The following is a 23,715-nucleotide window of genomic DNA, read 5'->3' as shown; positions in this document are numbered from 1 at the left end:
CGGTATCGTGCCGGAATGCTGACCGTTACGAGCGTAAATGTGAATGGGCTGCGCGCGGCCGCCAAGAAGGGCTTCGTGGAGTGGCTGGCGCAGACCGGGGCGGACGTGGTCTGCCTGCAGGAGGTCCGCGCGGAGCCGCACCAGCTGCCCGACGAGGTCCGTGAGCCCGAGGGCTGGCACACGGTCCACGCGCCGGCGGCGGCCAAGGGCCGGGCCGGCGTCTCGATCTACTCGCGGCGGGAGCCGGACGCGGTGCGCACCGGCTTCGGCTCGGCCGAGTTCGACGGCAGCGGCCGCTACGTGGAGGCGGACTTCCCGGGCGTGACGGTCGCGAGCCTCTACCTGCCCTCGGGTGAGGTCGGCACGGAGCGGCAGGACGAGAAGGAACGCTTCATGGCGGAGTTCCTGCCGTACCTGGTGGGCCTGAAGGCCCGCGCGGCGGCGGACGGCCGCGAGGTCCTGGTCTGCGGCGACTGGAACATCGCCCACACCGAGGCCGACCTGAAGAACTGGAAGGCCAACCGCAAGAGCGCGGGCTTCCTGCCCGAGGAGCGGGCCTGGCTGACCAAGGTCTTCGAGGAGTACACGGACGTGGTCCGCGCCCTCCACCCGGACGTCGACGGCCCGTACTCGTGGTGGTCCTACCGCGGCCGCGCCTTCGACAACGACTCGGGCTGGCGCATCGACTACCTCGTCGCGACGCCGGGGCTGGCGGAGCGGGCGCTGAAGGCGACCGTGGAGCGGGCGGCCTCGCACGACCTGCGCTGGTCGGACCACGCGCCGGTGACCGGCGTCTTCGGCTGAGCAGCCCGCCCGGGCCGGCCCGCACTGCTTTCGGCGCAATCACGCCGTTTGCGTGAGCAGACCTTGGCTTCCCGCCCTCCGGGGCGGGCCGGGCTGCTTCAATTCTCTTCTGCACGAGCACCGTTGGTCCGACCGGCCGGCGTGCGGGTGTGGTCGCGGCATGGCGCGCCCGTACGTCCTCGCCGCCGTCAGCCGGGTCTGGCGGGTCCCGGTTCGCCGGCGGCGCCGTGCGCACCGAGCCAGTTATCGAGCTCGGTGCGCACGCGCCGGTCCACGGCCATCGCGAGCTCGGCGTCCACCACCGTCCTTGCCAGCGCGCGCAGCCGGCCCAGGGTCTCGGCGGCGGCCCCGTCCTCGCCCGGCGGCAGGCCGGTCAGCACGTGGTCGCGCAGGAGGCCGGTGAAGGTCGCGGCCAGGGCGTCCGCGTGGGCCCGCACCTCGCGGCCCGCGGCGAGCACCGCGGCCAGCGGGATGCCGTGCCGCACCAGGTCGGTCGAGGCGTCCAGGAGCCGCCGGCTGACGTGGACGATCTCCTCGCCGTCGACGCCCAGGTAGCCGAGGTCGAGCGAGGTGGCCAGGTTCTCCGGGGTGACCTCGCCGGCGAAGCGGTCGGCCAGCTCCTCCGGGGTGAGGCGGACGGCCGCCTCCTCCGTCCACGGGACGGTGACGGCGGCTCCCGCCATCCCCAGCAGTTCTCCCACGTCCCGCCCGCACTCGAAGGCGCTCAGCAGCTCGGCTATCCCGCCGAGGGTGTGGCCGCGCTCCAGGAGCGCGCCGATCGTACGCAGCCGGGCCAGGTGCTGGTGGCCGTACCAGGCGATGCGGCCCTCGCGGCGCGGCGGCGGGAGCAGCTTGCGCTCGCGGTAGAAGCGCAGGGTGCGCACGGTGATGCCGGCCGCCTCGGCCAGCTCGGCCGTGCGGTACTGCCGTGCGGCGGCTTCGGGCGGCTGTGTGGTGGGGGGCTCGTGCCGGCCCCGTTCGTCGCCCATCGCGCCCCCTCGTCCGTGGCCACCGCGAAGCGTAAGCGTACGTGCGACCGCCGGTAACTTCCTTTCCCTGTACCCCTATCGCTTCGTGAGGCACTGCCCTACGCTCCCCATCGTGCCAGTGATTGCTGGCACAGTTGTGTCGAATCCGGGAGGCGGCGGCATGGCCGAGCACGAGCGTCAGCACGTACGGGTGGCGGTGATCGGGTCCGGCTTCGGCGGACTGGGGGCGGCCGTCCGGCTGCGGCGCGAGGGGATCACCGACTTCGTGGTCCTGGAGCGGGCGGATTCCGTCGGCGGCACCTGGCGGGACAACACCTATCCCGGATGCGCCTGCGACGTGCCGTCGCACCTCTACTCCTTCTCCTTCGCCCCCAACCCCGACTGGCCGCGCAGCTTCTCCGGGCAGCCCCACATCCGCGCCTACCTGGAGCGTGTCACCGACACCTTCGGGCTGCGGCCGCACCTGCGCTTCAACTCCGAGGTGCGGCAGCTGCGCTGGGACGAGGAGCAGCTGCACTGGGAGGTCGCCACGGCGGGCGGCGACTACACCGCCGACGTCGTGGTCTCCGCCGCCGGCCCGCTCGCCGACCCGCGCGTGCCGCAGGTGCCCGGCCTGGACTCCTTCCCCGGCCGGGTCTTCCACTCCGCCCGCTGGGACCACGACTACGACCTGCGCGGCAAGCGCGTCGCGGTGATCGGCACCGGCGCCTCCGCGATCCAGATCGTGCCGGGCATCCAGCCGCAGGTGGGCCGCCTGACCCTCTTCCAGCGCACCCCGCCGTGGGTGCTGCCCCGCTTCGACCGCTCCGTCTCCGCCGCCGAGCGCTGGCTGCACACCCGGCTGCCCGCGACGGCGGCGCTGCGCCGCGGCGTCCTGTGGGGCCTGCGGGAGCTGCAGGTCAGCAACTTCACCCGGCACCCGGAGCGGATGCGCGCGGTCGAGAAGCTGGCTCTGTCCCACATGCGCAAGTCCGTCAAGGACCCGGGCATGCGGGCCCGTCTGACCCCCCACTACCGCCTGGGCTGCAAGCGCATCCTGCTCTCCAGCGACTACTACCCGGCGCTCGCCCGTCCCAACGTGGACCTGGTGGCCTCGGAGCTGGCCGAGGTGCGGGGCTCGACGCTGGTCGCCGCCGACGGCACGGAGGCCGAGGCCGACGCCGTCGTCTTCGGCACGGGCTTCAACGTCACGGACCTGCCGATCGCCCACCGCGTCACCGGCACCGGCGGCCGGACGCTCGCCGAGGCGTGGAAGGGCGGCATGGCGGCCCTGCGCGGCGCCAGCGCCGCGGGCTTCCCCAACTTCCTGACGATCATCGGGCCCAACACCGCGCTGGGGAACAGCTCGATGATCCTCATCATCGAGTCCCAGCTGAACTACCTGGCCGACTTCATGCGGCAGCTGGACACCCTGGGCGGCAAGGCGGCGCTCGACGCCCGCCCCTCCGCGGTGAACGCCTGGAACCGGCACGTCCAGCGCCGCATGGAGCGCACGGTCTGGAACACGGGCTGCCGCAGCTGGTACCTGGACGCGAACGGCCGCAACACCACGGTGTGGCCCGGCACCACCGCGGAGTTCCGCAGGGCCACCCGCGAGGTGAACCTCGCCGAGTACCAGGTGCTGCGGCCGCCGCGCGCCCCGCGCAGGGCCGCGCCCGCGGCCGCCGCGGAGGCCGCCCGATGAGCCGCGTGAGCCTGGAGGGGCAGGTCGCCGTCGTCACCGGGGCCGCCCGCGGCGTGGGCGAGCAGCTGGCCCGCAAGCTGTCCGCGCGCGGCGCGTGCGTCGCCCTGGTGGGCCTGGAGCCGGACGGGCTGCGGCGCGTCGCGGCCTCCCTGCACGAGGACGCCGCCCACTGGCACGCCGACGTCACCGACCACGAGGCCATGGAGCAGGTGGCCCGCGAGGTCAAGGCCCGCTTCGGCAAGGTCGACATCGTCGTCGCCAACGCCGGCGTCGCCGCGGGCGGCCCCTTCGCCGGCTCCGACCCCGCGACCTGGCGCCGCGTCGTCGACGTCAACCTCGTGGGCAGCGCCGTCACCGGCCGCGCCTTCCTGCCCGTGCTGGCGGAGAGCCGCGGCTACCTGCTGCAGGTGGCCTCCCTCGCGGCGATGACCCCGGCGCCGCTGATGAGCGCCTACTGCGCGTCGAAGGCGGGCGTCGAGGCGTACGCGCACTGCCTGCGCGCCGAGGTCGCCCACAAGGGCGTACGGGTCGGCGTCGCCTATCTGAGCTGGACCGACACGGACATGGTGCGCGGCGCCGACGCGTACGAGGTGATGCGCGAGATGCGGCAGCGCCTGCCGTGGCCCGCGAACCGCACCTACCCGCTCGGCCCGGCCGCCGACCGCCTGGTCGACGGCATCGAGCGGCGCTCGGCGCACGTCTACGGGCAGGGGTGGCTGCGGCTGCTGCAGGGCGCCCGCGGCTGGCTGCCCGGGGTGCTCGCGCTCGGGGCGCAGCGCGAGATGCGGCGGTTCGAGCCGCGGATCGGCGCGATGCGCGAGGGGCTGGTGGGTGCCGGAGGGGCGGCGGACGAGAAGGAGCGCGCGGGGACGTAGGGCCGCAGCGGGGCGTAGCACTGCGTAGTCATACGATATGCGGACTAAGATGGTGCATGTCAGGCTGTTTCAGGGTAAAACGCCCCGAATTCCCCTCAATGAGGAGTGAGTGCAGCCATGGGCATCAAGGACGAGATGCAGGGCAAGGCCCAGCAGGCCAAGCAGAAGATGGAGCAGGCCAAGGAGCAGGCGCAGCAGAAGGGCCAGGACGCGCAGGACCGGCTCAAGCAGCGCCGCGAGGAGGAGGGCCGTCAGCAGTCCTTCGACGATCTGCGCGACGAGCTGGACGACCGCACCTGAGGGAGCTGGACCTCATGGCCAAGGGAGACAAGGCCAAGAGCAAGGCCGAGCAGCAGAAGGAACTGGCCGACCGCGCCGGCGGGACGGGCAGGTCCGGCAAGAAGGCTCAGGAGAACGCGAGCGAGAAGGCCCGCCAGGAAATGATCCGCAAGGAGCAGGAGGAGTGGGACCGTCGCGACACGTTCGACGAGAACTTCGAGATCTGACGGCGGGTTCAGCAGGTGGATCCGCGTAAGGGGCGCCCCTCCTGGAGGGGCGCCCCTTACATCGTCAGCTCCGCGGCGGCAGCTTCGGCCGTCGCAGGTCCGGCACCTTCGAGTAGTCCGGCGGCTGCGCCGCGCCGTGCCGCTCCAGCAGGTCGAGCGCGATCTGCACCGCGTCGTCCAGCTGCCGGTGGCGGCCCTCGGCCCAGTCGAGCGGGGTGCGGTCGATCTCGACGTCGGGGTCGACGCCGCGGTTCTCGACCGTCCAGCCGTACGCGTCGAACCACGCCGCGTTCATCGGCACCGTGATGGACGTGCCGTCCCCGAGCCGGTGCCGGCCGGTCATCCCGACCACGCCGCCCCAGGTGCGCAGGCCCACCACCGGACCGATGCCCTGCAGCTTGAACGCCGCGGTGATCATGTCGCCGTCGGAAGAGGTCATCTCGTCGGCGATGGCGACGACCGGGCCGCGCGGGGCGTTGCTCGCGTACGACACGGGCTGCGCGTCGCGCGTGAGGTCCCAGCCGATGATGGTGCGGGTCAGCTTCTCCACGACGAGCTCGCTGATGTTGCCGCCCGCGTTGCCGCGGACGTCCACGATCAGGGCCGGGCGCGACATCTCCATGCGCAGGTCGCGGTTGAACTGCGCCCAGCCCGAGCCGCCCATGTCGGGGATGTGCAGGTAGCCGCACTTGCCGCCGCTCAGCTCGCGGACGACGGCGCGGCGCTTGGCCACCCAGTCCTGGTAGCGCAGCGGGCGCTCGTCGATCAGCGGGACGACGGCGACGCGGCGCGCGTGGCCCTCGCCCTCGGCGGGCCGGAAGGTGAGCTCCACGGTGGTGCCGCCCGCGGCGGCGAGCAGCGGGTACGGGCCGGCGACCGGGTCGACCGGGCGGCCGTCGACGTGCGTGAGCGCCGCGCCCTCCCGGATGCCCGAACCGGCCAGCGGGGAGCGGGCCTTGGAGTCGGAGGAATCACCGGGCAGGATCCGCCGGACCGTCCACGAACCGTCCTTCTGGTGCGTGAAGTTGGCGCCGAGCAGGCCGATGGCGCGCTGGTAGTGCGGCGGGCCCTCGTTGCGGCGGGCCGGGACGACGTAGGCGTGCGAGGTGCCCAGCTCACCGAGGACCTCGCGCAGCAGGTCGGCGAAGTCGTCGGGGGAGGCGACCCGGTCGACCAGGGGGCGGTACTGGTCGAGCACCGCGTCCCAGTCGATGCCGCACATCCCCGGCTCCCAGAAGTACGCGCGGACGATCCGGCCCGCCTCCTCGTACGCCTGCCGCCACTCGGCGCCCGGGTCCACGTCGTGCAGGATGCGCCGCATGTCGATGAAGACCGTCGACTCGGGGTCGGGGGTGTCCGTGGCGGGGACGGCCCGCAGGTCGCCCTCGTCATTGATGACCAGCCGGGAGCCGTCGCCGCTGACCGCGAACCAGTCGAGGGAGCCGGAGAGTTCGGTGCGCTTGGCCTTGGCCAGGTCGAAGTGTTCGAGGGTGGGGCGGCCGGAGGTGTCGGCGGGGTTGGCGAAGGTCTCGCCGAGCGCGCCGGAGATCGGCCAGCGCAGCCACACCAGGCCCCCACCGCTGACCGGACGCAGCGCCGAGTACTTCGAGGCGGCCACCGGGAACGGCGTCACCCGGCTCTCCAGCCCCTCCACCTCCACCAGCGTCGGCCCGCCGGGCCCGGTGTCGTCCTGGTCGAGCCCGCCGCCCGCGGGCCGGCCCTCGGCCGTCAGCGCGAACGGCGAGGGCGTCGCCGAGGACAGCGGCACGAGGTAGGGGCGGCAGCCCAGGGGGAAGGACAGGTCGCCGGTGTGCACGTCGTAGACCGGGTCGAAGCCGCGCCACGACAGGAAGGCGAGGTAGCGGCCGTCGCGGGTGAAGACCGGCTGCTCGTCCTCGAAGCGGCCGTTGGTGACGTCCACGACCGTGCGGTCCTTGAGCCGTGCGATCTTGATCTGGCGCAGGGAGCGGCCGATACCGGGGTGGGACCAGGTCAGCCACTCCGAGTCGGGGGAGAAGGCGAGGTCGCGCACGGGGCCGTTGTCCGACCGGATCAGCTCGCTGACCCCGTCCGCGCCGTCGCCCGGCCCGGCGCCCCCGGCCGGTCCGGTCCCTTCGCCCTCGGCCGGTCCGGACCCTTCGCCGTCGGCCGCGGTGTCCACGAGCAGCAGCCGGCCGTCGTGCGTGGCCAGCGCCAGCCGCTCGCCGTCGGGGGAGGCCAGCGTCTCGTGCACCCGCCCGATCCGGCCCGCGCCGATGCGGCGCGGCTCGGCGGGCCCGGCGGCGCGCGGCAGCTGGGCGATCTCGATCGCGTCCTCGCCCTCCGCGTCCGTCACGTAGGCCACCCGCCCCGAGGCGCCCAGCATCTCCGGCAGCCGCACCCGTACGCCCGGGGTGTCGGCGATGGTGCGGGCGGGGCCGTCGCGGTGGGTGAGCCAGTAGAGGCTGCCGCGCACCTGGACGGCGCTCGCGCGGCCCGTCGTGTCCACCGTGACGCCGTCGACGTTGGAGGCGGCCTGCACCTGGTACGGGCGGCGCCCGGCGCGCGGCCCGCCCAGCGTGACCTCCAGGCGGCGCGCCCTGCCGCCCGGGCCGAGGTCGTCCACGAGCCACAGCTCGCCCGCGCACTGGTAGACCACGCGCTCGCCGTCGGTCGAGGCGTGCCGGGCGTAGAAGTCGTCGTGGTCGGTGTGGCGGCGCAGGTCCGAGCCGTCGGGCAGGCAGGAGTAGAGGTTGCCGACGCCCTCGTGGTCGGAGAGGAAGGCGATGCGGCCGCCGGCGAACATCACCGAGTCGAGGTGGCCGCCGATGTCCGGCACCAGCCGGGTGCCGTGCAGCCACATCCGGCCCATGGCGCCGCCGCGGTAGCGCTTCCAGGCGGCGGGCTCGTGCGGCGGCTTGCCGGTCAGCAGCAGCGTGCGGTGCTCGCCCTCCACCTCGCCGATCGCGATGTCGGACACCGGGCCCCAGGGCAGCCGCAGGCCCGGGCCGCCCTCGGCCGGCACCCGGTAGGCCCACGAGAAGTACGAGAAGGGCTGGCCGTGCGAGGAGACGGCGAGGACGTCGTGGCCGCCGTTGCGGTCCGAGGGGGCCCAGCCGCACACGCGGGCGTCGCTGCTGCCCCAGTAGGTCAGGCGGCGGGCGGGGCCGCCGTCGACGGGGGCGAGGTGGATCTCGGGGTCGAGGCTGCGCCAGTTCGTGTAGGCGATGTGGCGGCCGTCGGGGGAGAAGCGGGGGTGGCCGACGCGGGTGCGGTCGACGGTCAGCCGCCAGGCCCGGCCGGGCGGGGCCGGGGCTCCGGCCGCGGCCTCCAGGGGGGCCAGCCACAGGTCGTCCTCGGCCGTGAAGCAGAGGAGGTTGCCGTGGAGATGAGGAAATCTCAGGTAAGAATCACTCACTCCACCATCGTTTCGGCCCCCGGGTGCCGCGGCAACTCGGTCGGCGGGGGCCGTGGCGGTCACGGGCCGTGACGGAGAACACGTGCGAAACGGCACCGTTTCGATGCGGCGCCGTCGTATCGTCATAGGTGTACGAAACCGTTTCGTACGGGAGGGTCCTGGAGGTGGACGTGACCACGGAACCGACCGAGCCCGCGGCGCGCCGCACCCGGCTCACCCCCGAGCGCGAGGCCGAGCTCTACGAGGCGGTCCTCCAGATCCTGCGCGAGGTCGGGTACGACGGCCTGACCATGGACGGCGTCGCCGCCCGCACGCACGCCAGCAAGGCCACCCTCTACCGCCAGTGGAAGGGCAAGCCCGAGCTGGTCGCGAGCGCGCTGCGGCACCAGAAGCCGGTCAAGCTGGCGGACATCGACACCGGCTCCCTGCGCGGTGACCTCCGCAAGATGGCGTGCGAGGTGGACGATGACCGGATGGCGCAGGACGCCGCCCTTATGCGCGGCCTGGGGCACGCGATCCACACCAACCGCGACCTGCATCAAGCCCTGCGCGAGCTGCTGATCCTGCCGGAGCACGAAGGGCTCCGCGCCATGCTGCAGCGCGCGGTCGACCGGGGCGAGGTGGCCGCGGACAACCCCGCGCTCGACTTCGTCACGCACATGATGCTGGGCGCGTTCATCGCCCGCTCCCTGATCGAGGACAAGTTCGCGGACGCCGCCTACCTGTCCCGTTACATCGACGCCGTGGTCCTCCCCGCCCTCGGCGTCTGACCCCCCACAGCTCACCCTCCCCCACACGGCCCACCTGACGTGCCGCTCTCGTCGCCGGGCTGCTTCCCCATGCCCTGTTAGCCCACTGATCCGACGGGAGCACCACTCCTCGTGGCCACGTTCCTCTACAGACTCGGCCGGCTCGCCTTCCGGCGGCGCTGGTACTTCGCCCTCATATGGGTGGCGCTGCTGGTCCTCGCCGGTTTCGGCGCCGCCACCGCGTCCAAGTCCACCAACAACGACTTCTCCATCCCCGGCACCGAGGCCCAGCGCGCCTTCGACCTGCTGGAGAAGCGCTTCCCGGGCAACAACGAGCAGAACGCCTCCGCCCGCATCGTCTTCAAGGCCCCCGACGGCCAGAAGCTCACCGACGCCAAGAACAAGGCGGCGGTCGAGAAGGTCATCGGCGAGCTCAGGCACAGCCCGCAGGTCGCCCAGGCCGCCGACCCGTTCGCCGGTCAGACCGTCAACCCGGCGGGCACCACCGGCTACGCCTCCGCCGCGTACAAGGTGAAGTCCACCGACCTCACCGAGGACTCGCGCAAGGAGCTGAAGGACGCCGCCCAGCACGGGCGCGACGCCGGGCTGACCGTCGAGGTCGGCGGCAGCGTGCTGCAGGAGATGCCCGAGGGCGGCTCCGAGGCCATCGGCATCGCCGTCTCCGCGGTCGTCCTGCTGATCACCTTCGGTTCGCTGGTCGCCGCGGGGCTGCCGCTCCTGACGGCCATCATCGGCGTCGGCATCGGCGTCTCGTCGATCGCCGCGCTCGCGCCGCTGCTGGACCTCTCCACCAACACCTCCACCCTCGCGATGATGATCGGCCTCGCGGTCGGCATCGACTACGCGCTGTTCATCGTCTCCCGCTACCGCGCGGAGCTGGCCGAGGGCCGCGAGCGCGAGGAAGCGGCGGGCCGGGCGGTCGGCACGGCCGGGTCCGCGGTGGTCTTCGCGGGCCTGACCGTCGTGATCGCGCTGGCCGGCCTCATGGTCGTCAACATCCCCATGCTGACGAAGATGGGCATGGCCGCGGCCGGCACGGTCACCATCGCGGTGCTCATCGCGCTCTCGCTCATCCCCGCGCTGCTCGGCTTCGCCGGCAAGCAGGTGCTCGCCCGCAAGGTCCGCAAGGCCGGGCCGGACGCCGTCGCCGCCGACAAGCCCAACATGGGCACCCGCTGGGCCCGCTTCGTCCTGCGCAAGCCGGTGCTCGTCCTCGTGGCCGGCGTGCTCGGCCTCGGCGCCATCGCCGTCCCGGCGGCCTCCCTGGAGCTGGGCCTGCCCGACGACGGCGCGGCCTCCAAGAACAGCACGCAGCGCAAGGCGTACGACCTGCTGTCGGAGGGCTTCGGCCCGGGCTTCAACGGCCCGCTCATGGTCATCACGGACGTCGCGGACGCCAAGGACCGCAAGGGCGCCGTCCAGAAGGTCGGCGACACCCTCAAGGGCCTGGACAACGTCGCCACGGTGACCCCGGCGCACTTCAACCCGGCCGGTGACACGGCCATGCTCACCGTCGTGCCCAAGTCCAAGCCCACCAGCACGGACACCGAGGACCTCGTCCACGCGATCCGCGACAAGGGCGACTCCCTCAAGGCCGACACCGGCGCCGAGGTGCTCGTCACCGGCTCCACGGCCATGAACATCGACGTCTCGCAGAAGCTCAACGACGCCCTGCTGCCCTACCTGGCGCTGGTCGTGGGCCTGGCCTTCCTGCTGCTGATGATCGTCTTCCGCTCGGTGCTCGTGCCGCTGAAGGCCGCGCTCGGCTTCCTGCTGTCGGTGGTCGCCGCGCTGGGCGCCGTCGTCGCGGTCTTCCAGTGGGGCTGGCTGGGCGGCCTCTTCGGGGTCGAGGAGACCGGCCCGATCATGAGCATGATGCCGATCTTCATGGTGGGCGTCGTCTTCGGCCTCGCCATGGACTACGAGGTCTTCCTCGTGACCCGCATGCGGGAGGCGTTCGTCCACGGCGAGCGCCCGGGGCAGGCCGTCGTGACCGGCTTCAAGTACGGCGCGCGCGTGGTGACGGCCGCGGCCATCATCATGATCAGCGTCTTCGCCGGCTTCATCGGCTCGTCCGAGCAGATGATCAAGATGATCGGCTTCGGCCTGGCCATCGCCGTCTTCTTCGACGCGTTCGTGGTCCGCATGGCGATCGTGCCGGCCGTCCTCGCGCTGCTCGGCAAGTCCGCCTGGTGGCTGCCGGGGTGGCTCGCGAAGATCCTCCCCAACGTGGACGTCGAGGGCGAGGGCCTTCAGAAGCGTCTGGCCGAGCCGGGCGCGCCGAAGGCGCCGGAGGCGGACGAGGACCGGGAGCTGGTCAAGGCCTGACCCCTTCGTTCACGGCCGCGGCCCGGCGGCGCCCCTCACCCACGCGGGTGAGCGAGGCGCGGCCGGGCCGCGGCCGTTTCCGGCGGCAGCGGAGGTCCCCGCGGGGGTGGGTCCGGCACCGCCGGCCCGCGCAGCCTCGGCCGAGCGCCGTCGCGGCGGGAGAAAAGGCCCCGGTCCCACCTTTCGCCGTTTCCCGGGGAGCACCCGGCCCCCCGAGGGGTCCGGGGCAGCGCCCCGGTTCCGGGAAGGGGCGGGTCAGGGGAAAAGTCCCCGCCGCGACGGCGCTCGGCCATCGCCGACGAGCCCGGCGGTGCCGAGCGCACCGTGGTCGTACGCCCCGCGCCCCATCACAACGTGGCGTACGCCATGAATTCGACCGGATTGGGAACCGGGGACGACCGGGGCGGCGTTTTCCCCAGTCCACGGGTCGCCGACCCGCGGGTGCGTTCGGGGGCGCGCGCGAAGGAAAGGGCTCCACGGTGAACCTGCTCGATGTGTTGCTGTTGCTCGTCGTCCTCGGCTACGCCGTCTCCGGCTTCCGCCGCGGCCTGGTCGCGAGCGTCGTGCTGCTCGCCGGCTTCCTCGGCGGGGCCGTCATCGGCGTGTGGGCGCTGCCGTTCGCCCTGGAGCCCTTCGAGGCGGGGACGGCGACCGCCGCGGTCGTCGCCGTCCTGGTGGTCCTGGTCCCGGCGGCGATCGGCCACGCCCTGGCGGCCCGCCTCGCCTACGGTCTGCGCCGCCGCCTGACGTGGGCCCCGGTCCGCGGCATCGACGGCGTCGGCGGCGCCGTCGTGAACTCCCTGGCCGTGCTGCTGGTCGGCTGGGTGGCGGCGAGCGTGCTGGCCTCGGCGAACGCGCCGCTGCTCAACCGGCAGATCCGGGAGTCGACGCTGCTGGGCGCCGTCCAGAAGGCGATGCCCGAGCAGGCGCCGACGTGGTTCAGCCGCACGACGGACGCCCTGAACGGCGCGGGCTTCCCGCAGGTCTTCAACCCCTTCGAGAACGAGCCGGCGACGAGCGTGCCCGAGCCGTCCGGCGACGCCGTCACCCCCGCCGTGACGAGGGCGGCCAAGGAGAGCGTGGTCAAGGTCGAGGGCGTCGCGGAGACGGGCGAGGGCCGCCGCGGCCAGGAGGGCAGCGGTTTCGTCTACGCCGCCCAGCACGTGATGACGAACGCCCACGTCGTGGCGGGGGTGAACAGCCCGACCGTGCGCGTCGGCGGCGTCGGCAAGGCGTACCGGGCGAAGGTCGTCCTCTTCGACCCGAGGACGGACGTCGCCGTCCTGGACGTACCGGGCCTGAGGGCGCCCGTGCTGCCGTTCGACAAGTCGGCGAAGCGCGGGGACACGGCGGTCGTCGCCGGCTTCCCGCAGAACGGTGGCCTGGACATCCGCGCGGCCACGGTCGCGAACGAGCTCCGGGCCAAGGGCCAGGACATCTACGGCGACGGCGTCACGACGCGCACGGTCTACTCCGTCCGGTCCACGATCCGCCCGGGCAACTCCGGCGGTCCCCTGCTGACGCCTTCCGGCCGGGTCTACGGCGTCGTCTTCGCCCGCTCGACGGCGGACGCGGAGACGGGCTACGTGCTGACGGCGACGCAGGTCGCGGAGGCCGCCGAGCGCGCGGCCACGGCGACGGCGCCGGTGACCACGGGGAGCCGGGCGGCGCTGTAGCGGCCGCCGCCCGGCACTCGAGGTCACTTCTTGCAGGCGGCGAGCACGGCCTGCAGCTTGGCCTTCTCCTTCCGGGTGACGGACAGCCCGTAGTAGTCCTTCACTCCGATCCACGCCCGGCTGTAGGTGCACTCGGCGCCGGCCACCGGCATCCACTGGTCCGGTCCCTTGTCGCCCTTGCGCCGGTTGGCCCAGGTGGACACGGCGATCAGCTGCGGCGAGGCGGCCAGGTCGTTGGCGAACTCCTGCCGCTTCTTGGCCGTCCACGAGCGCGCCCCGGACCCCCACGCGTGCCGCAGCGGCACCACGTGGTCGATGTCGACGTGCGCCGGGTCGGCCATGTCCCGGTTGTCGTACTCGCTGTGCCACCGCCCGCCGACGACCTTGCACCGGCCCTCCAGCGTCGCCGGTACGACGGACTGGAACTTGAGGGCGATCTGCCGGGTGGTGCACCGGTCGACGCCGTGCGGGACCCAGCAGGAGGAGCCGAAGTGCTTGCGCTGGTAGCCCTTGCTGCTGAACGCCCTGACCTCCAGCTCGCCCAGCATGCGCACGGCCGTCTTGCGGTCCGGCAGGTTGCGGGGCCACTTCAGCGGCAGGGCGCGGGCGCGGTCGCGGCGGTCCGCCGGCGTGGTCGACGGGCCGGTCTTGGGCGGCCGCGTGTAGATGTCCCCCTCGTCGTCGGCGGGCCCCTCGCAGTCGTTCTCGTCGAAGTCCATCGGGGCCCGGTGCTGGTGCCGCCCGGCCTGCTGTGCGGCCTGCGGGCCCGCGGGCTCCGGCGGCGGGGGCGTGGCCCGGGCCGCGGCCCCGGGGAGCGCCGCCGGAAGGACGGCGGTGGCGAGGGCGAGGGTGAAGGCGATTCCCGGGCGTCTGTACCGGCGCATGACGCATCTCCTCGGATCGTCGGGCTGCTGCGGATGCCGATGTGGCGGGTGCCGATGCGGCGGGTGCCGAAGTGGCGGATGCCGAAGTGGCCGACATGAGGAATTGACCAAGAACGAGTCAAATGAGCGTATGTTCTGATTAATTCACCCGTCTGGACAGTGGACTTCACGCCTGCACGGTGACCTCACGCCTGAACGGGTCCTCACGCAGCGATCTCCGCCCTCAGCATCTGCAGCGTGCCGCACCACTGGTCCTGCGGCAGGGCCTCCGCGTGCGCAAGGCCCTCACACGGCGATCCGCTCCTGCCCCTCCTCCTCCGCGGCCTCCGCCTCCTCCAGCAGCCGCTCCGCCACCGCGTCCAGGGCGCGGTCGAGGCGGGCGCGGTCCTCGGGCCCGCCGACGTCCCAGTCGTCCAGGCGCGCGGCCAGCCACGCGCGCCACGTCGTCCCCAGCCGCTCGATCTCCGCCTCGCCCGCGGGCGTCAGGGAGAGCCGGTCGCCGTCCACGCGCGCGTACCCGGCCTCCGCCGTCCGGGCGAACGCCGGTTTCAGCACCTCCGGCGGCATCCGGTGCGCGGCCGCCACCGACGACAGGGCCGCCTCGCCGCGCACGCGCAGGCGCCAGTGGATCTGGCTCAGCGTCCACGCCTCCGCGGGCCCGAGCGGACTGCCCGAATCCGCGAGGACCTGGCGGCTCACCGGCCCCTTGGCCTTGCGTAGGACGCCCGCCACCGCCCGCTCCAGCTGCCGCTCGGCCTCCGCGGAATCCGGGGCGGCGAAACCCTCGCCCATGTCGGAGGCGCCCGCCCGGGCGCTGTCGCGCAGCGGCACCTCCTTGAGGAACCACGCCGCGACGAAGCCCGCCAGGGCCACCGGCACCACCCACAGGAAGACGTAGTTCACGGTCTCCGCGTACGCGTCGACGACCGGCCGCGCCTGCTCCGGCGGTAGTGCGGCCAGCCCCTGCGGGCTGACCACGGCGGACGGCGGCACCCCGGGCGAGCGGGCCAGCGCCTCCGTCAGACGGGGCTTGAGCTGATTGCTGTAGAGCGTGCCGAAGATGGCCGTGCCGAAGGAGCTGCCGAGCGTGCGGAAGAAGGTCACGCCCGAAGTGGCCGTGCCCAGCTCGTGGTACGGGACGGTGTTCTGCACGGCGATCGTCAGCACCTGCATGGCCAGCCCGATGCCCACGCCCAGCACGAACATGTACAGCGACTCCAGCCACGCCCCCGTCGACGCCCCCATCGTCGACATCAGGTACAGCCCCAGCGCCATCACCGCCATGCCCGCCACGGGGAACATCCGGTAGCGGCCGGTGCGGCTGACGACGATGCCCGACAGCATGGACGCGCCCAGCAGCCCCGCGACCATCGGCAGCGCCCGCACGCCCGACATGGTGGCCGACACCCCGTCCACGTACTGCAGGTACGTCGGCAGGTACGTCAGCGCGCCCAGCATCGCGAAACCGACGATGAAGCTGAGGAGGGAGCAGACGGTGAAGACGGGGTTGCGGAAGAGGTGCATGGGGAGCATGGGCTCCTGGGCCCGCAGCTCCACCAGGACGAAGCCGGTCAGCAGGACGACCGCGCCCGCGAACAGGCCGATGACGACCGCCGAGCTCCACGCGTACGTGTTGCCGCCCCACTCCAGGCCGAGGACCAGCGCGGAGGAGCCGGCCGCCACCAGGGCGATGCCCAGGTAGTCGATGACGGGCCGCACCGCCGAGCGGACCACCGGGATCGTGCGGGCCGCCATGACGACCATCACGATCGCGACGGGCACGTTGACGTAGAAGCACCAGCGCCACGTCGCGTGGTCGGTGAAGACGCCGCCCAGGGTCGGGCCGACGACGGTGGTCACGCCGAAGACCGCGCCCAGCGCGCCCTGGTACTTGCCGCGCTCGCGCAGCGGGATGACGTCCGCGATCAGAGCCATCGCGGTGACCATCAGGCCGCCGCCGCCGACGCCCTGCAGGGCGCGGGCGGCGATCAGCATCAGCATCGAGTCGGCCGCACCCGCGAAGACCGACCCGGCGGTGAAGACGACGGCACTGAGCTGGAAGACGACCTTCCGGCCGAAGAGGTCGCCGAACTTGCCGACGAGGACGGTCGCGACGGTCTCCGCGAGCAGGTACGCCGTGACCACCCACGCCATGTGCCCGCCGCCGCCCAGGTCCGCGACGATCGTCGGCAACGCCGTGGAGACGATCGTCTGGTCGAGGGCCGCGAGCAGCATGCCCAGCACGATCGTGACGAAGACCAGGTTCGTGCGGCGGCGACCCAGCGGCGGCGGGGCCGCGGGGACGTTCGCCGGGGGCGCGGGGGCCGTGGTCATACTGCCCAGCATTCGGGCAGGGGGCCGGGGCCGCCACCGGGGCCGCCACCGGGGACGGCGCGCGAGTGAGCGAGGGGCGCGCAGGAGCGCTGTACAAGCTCTTGCGAGAGCTTTGCAGAACGCCCCTATCATCGAGCGGTTCCGGCCACGGCGGAGAAGGAGAGACGTCATGCACGTACCGGACGGATTCATCGACGCACCCGTCTCGGCCGCCACGGCCGTGCTCGCCGCGGGCGCCGTCGCCGTGAGCCTGCGCGGTGCCCGGCGCGAGCTGGACGACAGGGCCGCGCCGCTGGCCGGGCTGGTCGCGGCGTTCATCTTCGCCGTCCAGATGCTGAACTTCCCCGTGGCGGCGGGCACCAGCGGGCACCTGCTCGGCGGCGCGCTCGCCGCGATCCTCGTCGGGCCGTACACGGGAGTGCTCTGCATATCCGTCGTCCTGCTCATGCAGGGTGTGCTCTTCGCCGACGGCGGGCTGTCGGCGCTCGGCGTCAACATCAGCGACATGGGCGTGGTCACGACCGTCGTGGCCTACGCGGTGTTCCGCGCCCTGCTCAAGGTCCTGCCCCGGGGCAGGACGAGCCTGACCGCGGCCTCCTTCGCCGCCGCCCTCGTCTCCGTCCCCGCCGCGGCCGCCGCGTTCACCCTCATCTACGCGGTCGGCGGCACGACGGACGTCCCGGTCGGCAAGGTCTTCACCGCGATGGTCGGCGTCCACGCCCTCATCGGACTGGGCGAGGCCGCCATCACGGCCCTGACGGTCAGCGCGGTGGCAGCGGTCCGCCCGGACCTCGTCCACGCGGCCCGGGACACCTTCCGCCCCCTGGAACTGCGCACGGCACCGGCATCGTCCCTCCGCCGCGACGGCGATCAGGCGGCGCGGCGCGATCCGGCGGACGCGGGGGCGCCCGCGGCGCCGGGGGGCCCGGCATCCTCTCCCGCGCCCGCCGCAGGCGGCTCCGCGCCGCGGTCCACGCGGCGGGTCTGGGCCGTCGGCCTCGCCGTCGCGCTCGTCTGCGCCGGCGGGGTCAGCTACTACGCCTCCACCAGCCCCGACGGGCTCGAGAAGGTCGCGCACGACAAGGGCATCGACAGCAAGGCCGAGGAGCACGCCGCCAAGGACTCGCCCCTCGCCGACTACCAGGTCCAGGACGTCGCCGACGAGCGCATCTCCGGCGGGCTCGCCGGAGTGATCGGCGTGGGCGCGACGCTCGCCGCCGGCACCGCCGTCTTCGTGGTCGTGCGCCGCCGCCGGCCCCGAGGGCGTCTGACGATGGGTGCCGGCCACGCGCACAAGCTCTACCGGCACGCGCAGTCCCCCGTCCACGCCCTCCCCCCGCACTGCAAGATCGCGGCGGTCCTCGCGTTCGTCCTCGCGGTCGTGGCGACCCCGCGCGAGGCCGTATGGGCCTTCGGCCTGTACGCCCTGCTGGTCGCCGCCGCGGCCGCAGCGGCCCGCATTCCCGCCGGGTTCCTGCTGCGCCGCCTGCTGATCGAGATCCCGTTCGTGGCGTTCGCGCTGCTGATGCCGTTCGTCGTGCCGGGGGAGAGGACGCATGTCCTCGGGCTGTCGCTCAGCGAGCCCGGCCTCTGGGGAGCCTGGAACGTCCTGGCCAAGGGAACGCTCGGCGTCGCCGCGTCCGTCCTGCTCGCCTCGACGACCGAGCTCCGCTCGCTCCTCCTGGGCCTGCAGCGCCTGCGCATGCCCCCGCTCCTCGTCCAGATCGCCTCCTTCATGATCCGCTACGGGGACGTGGTCACCGACGAGATGCGCCGCATGCGCATCGCCCGCGAATCGCGCGGCTTCACGGCGCGCGGCGTGCGCCACTGGGGCGTCCTGGCCAGGTCCGCGGGCGCGCTGTTCATCCGCTCCTACGAGCGCGGGGAGCGGGTCCATCTGGCGATGGTCAGCCGGGGCTACGCGGGGACGATGCCGGCGCCCGACGAGGTCGCGGCGACCCGCGCCCAGTGGGCGCGCGCGGCGGCCCTCCCGCTGACCGCGCTGGCGGTCTCACTGGCGGCGTGGACGGTGACCGGCACCGCCGGAAGCTGACCCCGTAGCACCCCCTCTCCCAGACCAGAAGGACCCCTATGACCACCACCGCGCCGCCCCCCTCCCTGGAAGTGTCCGGCCTGGCCTACGCCTACCCCGACGGCCACCAGGCGCTCTTCGGCGTCGACCTGGAGGTCGCCCGCGGCGAGCGCGTCGCGCTGCTCGGCCCGAACGGCGCCGGCAAGACCACCCTCGTCCTCCACCTGAACGGCATCCTCGGCGGAGGGCTGGGCCGCGTCCGCGTCGCGGGCCTGCCCGTCGAGAAGCGGAACCTCGCCGAGGTCCGCCGCCGCGTCGGCATCGTCTTCCAGGACCCCGACGACCAGCTGTTCATGCCGACCGTCCGCGAGGACGTCGCCTTCGGCCCGGCGGCGGCCGGCCTGCGGGGCGCCGAGCTGGCGGCGCGCGTGGACGCGGCCCTGGAGCGCGTCGGCATGTCCGGCTTCGCGGACCGCCCGCCGCACCACCTCTCCTTCGGCCAGCGGCGCCGCGTGGCCGTGGCCACCGTCCTCGCGACGGAGCCCGAGATCCTCGTCCTGGACGAGCCCTCGTCCAACCTGGACCCGGCCTCGCGCCGCGAGCTCGCGGACGTCCTGCGCTCCCTCGACGTGACGGTGCTCATGGTCACGCACGACCTCCCGTACGCCCTGGAGCTGTGCGAGCGGTCCGTCGTCCTCAGCGAGGGCGTCATCGCGGCGGACGGCCCGACCGGCGACCTCCTGTGTGACGAGGACCTCATGCGCGCGCACCGCCTGGAGCTGCCGTTCGGCTTCGACCCGCGCACGGCACGGCCGGCGGGGCCGGACGCGGCCGTCCGGGGCGCCGGGAGGTGACGGGTCCTCCACCCCCGGTCTACGCGCATTGACGAACGCGTTGCACCATGGTGGAGGAATTTGCGGCAATCGGCACAGGAGCAGGCAACAGTGGTGGACGTCCAGGGCACGGTGACGGACGGTTTCGAACCGGTCCGGGACGCCTTCGCGGAGAACTTCGCCCGGCGCGGCGAGCGGGGTGCGGCCGTCGCCGTCTACCGCGACGGGCGCAAGGTCGTCGACCTGTGGGGCGGCGTGCGTGACGCCGACGGCGGCGAGGAGCCGTGGGAGCGCGGCACCGCGCAGATCGTCCGCTCGGCGACGAAGGGCGTGGCCGCGGCCGTCCTGCTGCTCCTGCACCAGCGCGGACAGGTGGACCTGGACGCGCCCGTCGGCACGTACTGGCCCGAGTTCAAGGCGGCCGGCAAGGAGCGGGTCCTGGTCCGGCACCTGCTGTCGCACCGCGCCGGTCTGCCCGCGCTCGACGTGCCGCTCACCCCGGCGCAGGCCGTCGACGGCGTCAGCGGGCCGGCGGCGCTGGCCGCGCAGGCCCCGGCGTGGGAGCCGGGCACGGCGCACGGCTACCACGCGCAGACGTACAGCTGGCTGCTCGGCGAGCTGGTCGAGCGCATCACCGGGCGGTCGATAGGCCGCTGGGTCGCCCAGGAGGTGGCCGGGCCGCTGGGCCTGGACCTGTGGATCGGCCTGCCGGAGGCGGAGCAGGCGGGCCGCGTCGGCCGCATCGCGGACATCGAGGCGCCGCAGGCACCGGCGTCGGCGGGGCTGCGGGTCCGCCCGAAGCAGGCCGTCACCGACGCCTACCGCGACCCGGAGTCCCTGACACGGCGGGCCTTCGCGGCGATCTCCCCGGCGGCGGACGAGAACGACCCGGCGTACCGCGCCGCCGAACTGCCCGCCTCGGCGGGCATCGCGACGGCCGACGCGCTCGCCCGCTTCTACGCGTCCCTGATCGGCGACGTGGAGGGCGTACGGCGCCTGTTCGCCCCGGCGACGCTGACGCTGGCCCGCACGGAGGAATCGGCCGGCCCGGACCGCGTCCTGGTCGTGAACACCCGCTTCGGCCTGGGCTACATGCTCCACGGCCCGTCCTCCCCCCTCCTCGCCCCCGGCTCCTTCGGCCACCCGGGCCGAGGCGGCTCCCTGGCCTTCGCGGACCCGGAGTCGTCGGTCTCCTTCGGCTACGTCACGAACGGCATGCAGAAAAACATCACAGCGGACCCCCGAGCCCAGTCCTTGGTCCGCGCCCTGTCCCGAGCACTGACGTCCTGACGGCGACTGCCGGAGACGGCGGCCGCGGGCCGCTCAGGCCCGGGTCGCCTTTGCCGGAGCGCCCGCACCGCCTCCCGGCGTCGGAGCCGCCGTCCCTGCCGGCAGGTCCTCTTTTCGTCTCGGCGGTGGGTGCCTACGGTATCCACCCATGCAGCCCATGCAGCGCTTCGAAGGCCACACCGCCCTCGTCACCGGCGCGGGCCGCGGCATCGGCGCCGCCACCGCGCACCGCCTCGCCGCGGAGGGCGCGCGCGTCCTGGTCACGGACGCCGACGGCGACCGCGCCGCCGCGTCCGCCGCCCGCATCCGCGCGGACGGCCTCGCCGCCGAGGCGCTGGCCTGTGACGTGGGCGACCGGGCGGCCGTCGAGGCGGCGGTGGCGCACGCCGTGGCGCGGTTCGGCGGCCTGGACGTCCTGGTCAACAACGCGTATTCCTTCCACGCCGACCCGCCGCTCGTGGAGGACGTCCCCGACGACGCCTGGTCGCGGGACCTCGACATCACCCTGACCGGCGCGTTCCGCTGCGTGCGGGCCGCCATGCCGCACCTGGCGGCCGCGCCGGACGGCCGCGGCGCGGTCGTCAGCATCGGCTCCGTCAACGGCGAGCAGGATTACGGCAATCACGCCTACAGCGCCGCCAAGGCCGGCCTGGCGAGCCTGACCCGGACCCTGGCCGGCCAGTGCGCGGCCCGCGGCGTACGGGTCAACCTCGTCGCCCCGGGCACGGTCCGCACCCCGGGCTGGGACGACCGTCCCGGCGCGCTGGAGCGGGCGGCGGGGCAGTACCCGCTGGGCCGGGTCGGCGAGCCGGAGGACATCGCGGCGGCGGTCGCCTTCCTCGCCTCGCGCGACGCCGCGTGGATCACGGGCGTCACCCTCCCCGTGGACGGCGGCATCCTCATCGGCAACATCGGCCTGCAGAGGGCGTTCAGAGGCGAGTAAGCGCGCGAGCGCAGGAAAACGCAGGTCACCCCGCGTGCAGCATCATCCCGATCCCCGCCACCATCAGCCCCGCCGCAGCCATCCGCGGCGCCCCGAACCGTTCCTTGAAGAACACCGCCCCGATCGCCGCCCCCACCAGGATCGACGATTCCCGCAGCGCCGATACGGGCGCGAGGTCCGCGCGCGTCTGCGCCCACAGCACCAGCCCGTACGCGGACACCGACAGCACTCCGCCCAGCAGCCCGCGCACCACGAACGGCCTGATCTCCGCGGCGAACGTGCCGCGCCGCGCCGCCATGGCGTACAGCGGGATGGGCGCCCCTTCCAGGATCATCAGCCACGCGATGTAGCCGAGCGGCGTGCCCGAGGCGCGTACGCCCAGGCCGTCGACGACCGTGTACGCGGCGATGGCCAGCCCCGTCGCCCCGGCGGCGACGATCGCCGCCCACTGCGGCCGGGCCCCGGAGCCGCGGATGCCCCACACGGCGAGCCCGACCAGCCCGGCCGAGGCCACGGCCACGCCCGCCGCCTGCCAGCCGCCGGGCGTTTCCCCGGCGAACGCGGCGGCCAGGACGGTCACGGCGAGCGGGGCGGTGCCGCGGGCGATCGGGTACATCTGCCCGAAGTCGCCGAGCGTGAACGACCGCATGAGCAGCGCCTGGTAGACGACGTGCAGGACGGCGGACGCCAGCAGGTACGGCCACGCCGCGCCGGCCGGGAGCGGGACGAAGCCGGCCATCGCCAGTCCGCACACCGCTCCGCCGCCCCCGACGAGCGTGAAGGCGAGGAGCTGGTCCTTGATGCCGTGCGCGATGGCGTTCCAGCCGGCGTGCGTGACGGCGGCTATGAGGACTGCTGCAGCGACCAGAGGGGGCACGGCTCTTGACGCTAGCGCTGCAGGTGGGGCGGACGCGATGTTGCGTGTCTCACGCCGTCTTCGCTGCCGTGCTCCTTCCCGCCCTTTCGACGAGCAGCCAGCCGGCGGCGCACAGGGCGACGGTGAGGGGCGCGGTGACGCGTACGGCGACGAGGACGGCGGAGTGCCCGTCCAGCAGCCCGCCGAAGCCCACCATGGACAGGCCGAGCACGCCGAAGAGGGTGAGGGTGACGCCGAGGGCGGCGGCGGGGCCGCTACCGCGGCGGGCGAGGCCACCGGCCGGCGCGGCGGCAGGAGCCGGCGGCTGCTCCGCCCTGCGGAAGACGGCGACCAGCAGCGCGGTGAGGGCCGCGGCCGCCGCGATGCGCAGCGGCACCTGCAGCCACCAGGCCGCGCCCGCCGGCTCCGGCAGGGGCACGTGCAGCGCGAGCATCGCCCCGTACACGCCCAGCATCGCCGTGAGGTGCCACAGGAACGCCGTCATCGCCACGCCGTTCGCGGCGATGACGGCGCGCCAGACGCGCGGCCGGGCCACGAGGCGGGTCATCGGGCCGCGCAGCAGCTCGACGGCGCCGATCAGCCACATGCCGTGGCAGAGCAGGGCGGCGGTGGGCGGCGCCATGTTGCTGATCTTCTCGCCGGGCATGCCCACCATGGACAGCGGGTACGGCCCGAGCGCCACGAGGGCGACCGCGCCCGCGAGCCCGGCCGCGGCGAGCGCCCAGGGCAGGCGCAGGCGCCCGTCGGCGCGCAGGAAGCCGAGTTGGTGGACGGCCAGCCAGACGAAGCCGAAGTTGAGGAACTCCACGTACGGGACGCCGGCCGCGAACCGCAGCGCGTCGACGGTCGCGGCCGCGGCGACCAGGGCGGCGAAGGCGCCCCAGCCGTAGCGCTCGTGGAGGCGCAGGAGGGGCGGCGTGAAGGCCACCATGGCCAGGTAGATGCCGATGAACCACAGCGGCTGGGCGACCAGGCGCGCCGCGATGTCCGCCAGGGCGCCGCCGTGACCGCCGAGTTGGACGGCGAGCGCACCCGCGCCCCAGACGGCGACGAAGAGCATCGTGGGGCGCAGGAGGCGCTGGAGGCGGGCGCGGAGGAAGAGCGCGTAGGCGGGGCCGCCGGTGCGGCGCGTCAGGGAACGGTAGGAGAGGGCGTGGGAGAAGCCGCCGACGAAGAAGAACACCGGCATGATCTGCAGGACCCAGGTGAGCAGTTGGAGCTTCGGCTCGACCGCGAGCAGGTTGCCGACGGCGGCGCGGCCGTCGCCGTCCACGGTCACGGCGGCCATGAGCCAGTGCCCGAGCACGACGGTCCCGAGGGAGGCCACGCGCAACAGGTCGATGACGCGGTCCCGCGCCCCGGGCGTGGCCGCGGCGAGCTCCCGCACACTGATCTTTCGTCCCATGAGCCCACCCTCGGCCGCCACGGGCCGGCGGCACCACCGCCGGGGTACTCAGATCGCCTCTGAGTACCCCGGCGAGCGGCCGGGCACC

The 23,715-nt window shown here is 73.8% G+C and carries 18 protein-coding genes and 1 pseudogene; 13 read left to right on the top strand and 6 right to left on the bottom strand.

Annotated features, from left to right (window positions below; all coding sequences use genetic code 11):
* Positions 1-15: 15 nt before the first annotated feature.
* A complete protein-coding gene (locus ACSNOG_RS05980; protein WP_436751471.1) occupies positions 16-804 on the top strand; it encodes an exodeoxyribonuclease III in 789 nt (262 codons plus the stop codon).
* Between the two features lie 188 nt (positions 805-992).
* On the opposite strand, the gene ACSNOG_RS05975 is transcribed toward ACSNOG_RS05980, so the two are convergent.
* Entirely contained in the window at positions 993-1,793 is an 801-nt protein-coding gene (locus tag ACSNOG_RS05975; RefSeq protein WP_436751470.1) for a MerR family transcriptional regulator, read from the bottom strand.
* Positions 1,794-1,953: 160 nt separating this feature from the next.
* Between ACSNOG_RS05975 and ACSNOG_RS05970 the strand changes: the two genes are divergently transcribed.
* The 4 genes from ACSNOG_RS05970 to ACSNOG_RS05955 all read left to right on the top strand — a co-directional run bounded on the left by ACSNOG_RS05970 (position 1,954) and on the right by ACSNOG_RS05955 (position 4,858).
* Entirely contained in the window at positions 1,954-3,477 is a 1,524-nt protein-coding gene (locus ACSNOG_RS05970) for a flavin-containing monooxygenase (protein WP_436751469.1), read from the top strand.
* A complete protein-coding gene (locus ACSNOG_RS05965; protein WP_436751468.1) occupies positions 3,474-4,352 on the top strand; it encodes an SDR family oxidoreductase in 879 nt (292 codons plus the stop codon). The genes ACSNOG_RS05970 and ACSNOG_RS05965 overlap by 4 nt, the downstream gene beginning before the upstream one ends.
* A 117-nt stretch (positions 4,353-4,469) precedes the next feature.
* The gene (locus ACSNOG_RS05960; protein ID WP_436751467.1) at positions 4,470-4,652 is read left to right on the top strand and encodes a hypothetical protein; all 183 of its coding nucleotides are present in this window, start codon (positions 4,470-4,472) and stop codon (positions 4,650-4,652) included.
* A gap of 14 nt (positions 4,653-4,666) precedes the next feature.
* Positions 4,667-4,858, top strand: a complete 192-nt coding sequence (locus ACSNOG_RS05955) for a hypothetical protein (protein WP_436751466.1) — start codon at positions 4,667-4,669, stop codon at positions 4,856-4,858.
* A gap of 64 nt (positions 4,859-4,922) precedes the next feature.
* Here the strand turns inward: ACSNOG_RS05955 and ACSNOG_RS05950 are convergent, their stop codons facing one another.
* Entirely contained in the window at positions 4,923-8,255 is a 3,333-nt protein-coding gene (locus tag ACSNOG_RS05950; RefSeq protein WP_436751465.1) for a S41 family peptidase, read from the bottom strand.
* 170 nt (positions 8,256-8,425) lie between these two features.
* Between ACSNOG_RS05950 and ACSNOG_RS05945 the strand changes: the two genes are divergently transcribed.
* The 3 genes from ACSNOG_RS05945 (at position 8,426) to ACSNOG_RS05935 (ending at position 13,029) form a co-directional block, all read left to right on the top strand.
* Positions 8,426-9,025 (top strand): TetR/AcrR family transcriptional regulator, encoded by a 600-nt coding sequence (locus ACSNOG_RS05945; protein ID WP_436751464.1) that lies wholly within the window; start codon positions 8,426-8,428, stop codon positions 9,023-9,025.
* 111 nt (positions 9,026-9,136) lie between these two features.
* Positions 9,137-11,353 (top strand): MMPL family transporter, encoded by a 2,217-nt coding sequence (locus tag ACSNOG_RS05940; protein ID WP_436751463.1) that lies wholly within the window; start codon positions 9,137-9,139, stop codon positions 11,351-11,353.
* Between the two features lie 479 nt (positions 11,354-11,832).
* Entirely contained in the window at positions 11,833-13,029 is a 1,197-nt protein-coding gene (locus ACSNOG_RS05935; RefSeq protein WP_436751462.1) for a MarP family serine protease, read from the top strand.
* A 23-nt stretch (positions 13,030-13,052) separates the two neighbouring features.
* Here the strand turns inward: ACSNOG_RS05935 and ACSNOG_RS05930 are convergent, their stop codons facing one another.
* The gene (locus tag ACSNOG_RS05930) at positions 13,053-13,913 is read right to left on the bottom strand and encodes an HNH endonuclease family protein (RefSeq protein ID WP_436751461.1); all 861 of its coding nucleotides are present in this window, start codon (positions 13,911-13,913) and stop codon (positions 13,053-13,055) included.
* A 285-nt stretch (positions 13,914-14,198) separates the two neighbouring features.
* Positions 14,199-16,247 carry a DHA2 family efflux MFS transporter permease subunit gene (locus tag ACSNOG_RS05925; RefSeq protein WP_436751460.1) on the bottom strand — a complete coding sequence of 683 codons (2,049 nt, stop codon included), beginning with the start codon at positions 16,245-16,247 and terminating at the stop codon, positions 14,199-14,201.
* Between the two features lie 169 nt (positions 16,248-16,416).
* Here ACSNOG_RS05925 and ACSNOG_RS05920 point away from each other — a divergent pair.
* From ACSNOG_RS05920 to ACSNOG_RS05900, 5 genes and pseudogenes are all read left to right on the top strand, one after another.
* Positions 16,417-17,502, top strand: a pseudogene (locus tag ACSNOG_RS05920) (energy-coupling factor ABC transporter permease); the annotation flags it as partial.
* An 18-nt stretch (positions 17,503-17,520) separates the two neighbouring features.
* The gene (gene cbiQ / locus ACSNOG_RS05915; protein WP_436751490.1) at positions 17,521-18,300 is read left to right on the top strand and encodes a cobalt ECF transporter T component CbiQ; all 780 of its coding nucleotides are present in this window, start codon (positions 17,521-17,523) and stop codon (positions 18,298-18,300) included.
* A gap of 38 nt (positions 18,301-18,338) precedes the next feature.
* The gene (locus ACSNOG_RS05910; RefSeq protein ID WP_436751459.1) at positions 18,339-19,133 is read left to right on the top strand and encodes an energy-coupling factor ABC transporter ATP-binding protein; all 795 of its coding nucleotides are present in this window, start codon (positions 18,339-18,341) and stop codon (positions 19,131-19,133) included.
* Positions 19,134-19,223: 90 nt separating this feature from the next.
* Positions 19,224-20,402 (top strand): serine hydrolase domain-containing protein, encoded by a 1,179-nt coding sequence (locus ACSNOG_RS05905; protein ID WP_436751458.1) that lies wholly within the window; start codon positions 19,224-19,226, stop codon positions 20,400-20,402.
* Between the two features lie 157 nt (positions 20,403-20,559).
* A complete protein-coding gene (locus ACSNOG_RS05900; RefSeq protein ID WP_436751489.1) occupies positions 20,560-21,345 on the top strand; it encodes an SDR family NAD(P)-dependent oxidoreductase in 786 nt (261 codons plus the stop codon).
* Positions 21,346-21,370: 25 nt separating this feature from the next.
* Here the strand turns inward: ACSNOG_RS05900 and ACSNOG_RS05895 are convergent, their stop codons facing one another.
* Both ACSNOG_RS05895 and ACSNOG_RS05890 read right to left on the bottom strand, forming a co-directional pair.
* Complete coding sequence (locus ACSNOG_RS05895; RefSeq protein WP_436751457.1) at positions 21,371-22,222, bottom strand: EamA family transporter; 852 nt, start codon at positions 22,220-22,222, stop codon at positions 21,371-21,373.
* Between the two features lie 49 nt (positions 22,223-22,271).
* Entirely contained in the window at positions 22,272-23,627 is a 1,356-nt protein-coding gene (locus tag ACSNOG_RS05890) for an acyltransferase family protein (protein WP_436751456.1), read from the bottom strand.
* Positions 23,628-23,715 lie beyond the last annotated feature (88 nt).

Origin of the sequence: Streptomyces sp. URMC 124, from assembly GCF_051386455.1 — a bacterium.
In the GTDB taxonomy this organism is placed as follows: domain Bacteria; phylum Actinomycetota; class Actinomycetes; order Streptomycetales; family Streptomycetaceae; genus Streptomyces.
Note: the sequence above shows the minus strand (reverse complement) of the source record. Positions and strands in the feature narration are given on the sequence as shown.